Raw genomic sequence first — 3,829 nt, forward strand, 5'->3', positions numbered from 1 at the left:
TCACGCCAACAGCAGCTGGGGCCACGACGATTGATGTGGCTGGTGGTGCATTTACGGATGCTGCTGGCAATAACAATACCGCCGCAACCCAGTTTAATTGGACCTATGATGTTACGGGTCCGACGATGACGATCACGGCAGCTGAGGTGAGTGATGGGGATGCATCCTCTGACGGCACACTCTCTCTGACATTCACTGCCAGCGAGGCAACCTCTAACTTTGCCGTTGGGGACATAACCGTTACCAACGGCTCCATCAGTAACTTCGCCTCAACATCATCTACTGTCTATACGGCTACCTTCACGCCAACAGCAGCTGGGGCCACGACGATTGATGTGGCTGGTGGTGCATTTACGGATGCTGCTGGCAATAACAATGCCGCTGCTACACAGTTTAATTGGACGTACTCTACCGATACTGCCCCTCCATCAGCATCGAGCATCACAGTAGATGGGGCTGGCACGACAGTGACGATTGGTATGGGTGAGACATTGGCGGCCTCTACACCGTCTGCAAGCGCGTTTACCGTGACAGAGGATGGAACGGGAAAAACGCCCACGGCAGTGACTATCTCTGGCTCTGATGTGGAGCTTACGATGGGCTCAGCTGTAGAGGCGAATAGCATAGTAACCGTTGCCTACACAAAGCCCACGTCTGGCAATGTCCTTGAAGATACAGCGGGCAATGAAGTGGCTTCGTTTGATACCTCTGGAAGCATCACAGCAACTAACAACTCTACTTCTCGATCTGATCCAACTCAGAAAGCCGATGTAGTAGGTAGCCTTTTGAGTCAGGATCAGATTGCCTATCAGTTTCACAAAAGCTCGATAGACGCAGTTAATGACCGTTTATCGTGGCTCGCCACGAGGTGGGGCAATTCCGATAACTCCAAACAAGGCATCAGGTTCAAATTCACTGACCCTGTTGTGAACCAATTTGTGAACAGCTCACCCAAGCGCTTCAGGGATTATGGCGAGACTGATTTAGCCACACTTGCATCAAAGATTGGGAGCAACCCAGAGCTCTATGAAGACGTTCTAATGGCACAGGCAGTTTCACTAGGCCTCGCAGAGCTAAAGGCTAAGACAGGCGGGGTTGACTTAAACCCAGAATTTGGAAGTGCAAGCAATGGCTGGAGTTTCTGGAGTAATGGTGAGTTATCAGTCGGCAAAACCAGTGCTTCAACATCGGCGGCATCACGCGACTTTAACCGAACAGTACTCACGTTTGGTCTCGATAAAGAATACAAACATGACAGCCTTATCGGCTTTGCGGCATTGGTGGGCAGGGAAGATACAGACGTGGGCGCGGATGGTGGCAATGTCCAGTCTGACAATTTTGGTGTGACCGTTTACACAGCTTATAGGTTAGAAGGTTTGCCGCAGGTCGAAACCTCCCTCAATTACGCAAGCCTTTCATTCGATACCAAGAGGATTGATGGTAGCGAGACGCTTACAGGTGAAAGAAGCGGACATATATATTCTGGTTCAGTTAGAGCACGGCAGTTCGTAAAATATGCTGGCTTGGATAATTCATACTATGCGGGGCTTAATTTAGCCGATATCAAGTTGGAATCCTTTGATGAAACTGGTGGCAATAGGGCATTGAGGTATTTTGATCAGGAAATTGATTATCAAGAGTTAGATTTTGGTGGTGAAATTTCAAAGACGAATGGCTGGAAGGGTTTCAAAATCCGCACCTACAGTAAATTGCAGTATTCGAGTTTTCTGAATGAGAGCTTTCCTGCATCAATGCGTTATCTCAATGGATCCAACATTTATAATACGAAAGTCCCAACTGAGCTCAAAACGAGCGGAACATTGAAATTAGGTGTCAATGGTTGGAAATCTGATGTCCTTAATGTTGATTTTGCCGCTTCAAGGACGGAAAGCATCCACAGCAACGATAATGACCATCATGTTAATTCGATCAATATCGGTTTGCGGTTCAGATTCTAATTACATCTCTGTTTATGGTCTGCGACCTTAAGAAAGATGCCCCTTCACTGCCCCCCTGCCAGACAGCAAGTCGCGCCCGCATTGTACAGGGACAGCGTCAAAAGCTCCAGAAAACAGCATGTCGTTTGACTTCTCTCACTGTTCGCTATCTTCGGAATTAAGGGTGCCTAAGGTCAAAGTCATTTCCTGTTGTAAGGCAACGTGCACCGACCATTTCACCAAAGTATAGACCAATGACTTGTTCCAGTTCATGTGCGTTTGATGCAGGGCAAATAAAGCTATCGTGGATCGTCAACACGGGCACCTGCTCTCGTACCGCCCACTCCGCTATCGCCATGCAGATGTTGCCTTCCTTGTTCATGAAGTGGGTGCCGAGTTCTGCATAGAAAACATCTTTCAGTTCCGGATAGGCGTCTTCTATCGAGCGAACCAGATGAGACGACCAGCCCTTGAAGTCCGTCATACCATCGTTGAACAGGAAGCCTGTCTTTATTTGCTGATCTTTTAACGAACCGACGGCTGATGATCTGCTTTTCGCATTCATCATAATGTTAAAAGCCTTTTTCACTACATCACGCGGCCAACCTTCTTCCTCTAGCCTTGAGTAGAGGTCTCGGTTGGACTGCGCGTACCAGTCAATGCCAACGTGGGCGAACGCCATTGTTGCATGGCAACTCTTGATGTCGAGTTCGACAACCGGCTCTCCGTTGATCGTGATCCGTTTCCTGTCTTCCTTCGATAGTTGCTGGAAGCCACCACCAAACAGTCGACCACCCAGTTGCCAGCTTCCATCGGTGAACGTTCTACGGGTGATGAACACATCACGCATGAAGCCAAAAGGAGTTGGAATCTGGATGTCCTGTTCGGCCATGAAGGCATTGTAACGCTGCAAAACACCCCGCTGCGCCTCCACGTCAGGCGTATCGTCATACGAGATGAAAGTACGTTTTTTGTTCGCGTCTCGCTTCGAACGCATTCGGATGGTTTCGGCTTTATTGTGATAGCTGATGGTCGCAAGGCTCCATCCGCATTCCTTCTCTAGGAAGTCGATCAGTCTCGGGTCGGCAATGATCTTTGGTGATTTACTCTTCCGTGGTGTCTTGCCCCGAGCGTAATGTCCGGGAAAGAAGAAAACGTACTCGTTAGCCAGTAACGCATCCTTTATCTTCCTGAGGCTCTTCGTTGCCACGCCAGATGGATTGTAACGTGGTGGCACCGCCTTCCCATTATGCAGGGAGATGCGGATCAGACGTCTGTTGTTCCGTTGATATCCAAGATAGAGGTTTGCCAGAAGACAGATCAGCTGGCTGTTGATCGCATTGTTGAAGATAGTGCCCTGTGACCCGAACAAAGCCTTTAGTTCGCTGACTGCTTTGTCCGCAGCACCACCGAGAGCGGTCAGATCATAATCGAATGATCCTGCGAACTCGAGCCGCATGGCTTCCAATGATAGGAAGGTCTTGTCGAGATCAGCCCACTCACCGAGACCCTCTGCAACGAAGGTTTCGTACTCTCTTTCTTCGTCTGAGATCAGCCATTTCTGGTGACGTTCATCAAGCTTTTTAGGCATGACAAAACGTACCTGATAATCATCTATTTGTCAATGAATACAGTGATATGATTAAGATCAAGATAGCTTGTTTTGCATGACTCGCAGGGAGTGTCTATGGGTACAAGGCCTTCGGCGCTTCCTTACTGGGCCCCTTTTGTAAGGTGCGGTAGAATATGGTCATCGTCTTCGCCAACATTATTCCGTAAGCGAAGATACAAGCACCCTCCAGACTAGCCATCACCACCCCGAAAACCCACACTCCACCAATCCCTGTCGGGCGCACCTGCACATGTACCGGTACCCCCGGGTGGCCCATGCG

Annotated in this window: 2 protein-coding genes; one reads left to right on the forward strand and one right to left on the reverse strand. The window is 49.2% G+C overall.

Translation table 11 applies throughout. The features are described from left to right. On the forward strand, positions 1-1,958 hold a 1,958-nt coding region (locus AB3X55_13250; GenBank protein MEX0504552.1), incomplete at its 5' end, for an autotransporter domain-containing protein. A gap of 157 nt (positions 1,959-2,115) precedes the next feature. Here the strand turns inward: AB3X55_13250 and AB3X55_13255 are convergent. After that, positions 2,116-3,528, reverse strand: a complete 1,413-nt coding sequence (locus tag AB3X55_13255; GenBank protein ID MEX0504553.1) for a hypothetical protein — start codon at positions 3,526-3,528, stop codon at positions 2,116-2,118. Positions 3,529-3,829 lie beyond the last annotated feature (301 nt).

The organism is Alphaproteobacteria bacterium LSUCC0719, from assembly GCA_040839025.1.
Lineage (GTDB): Bacteria > Pseudomonadota > Alphaproteobacteria > Puniceispirillales > Puniceispirillaceae > UBA8309.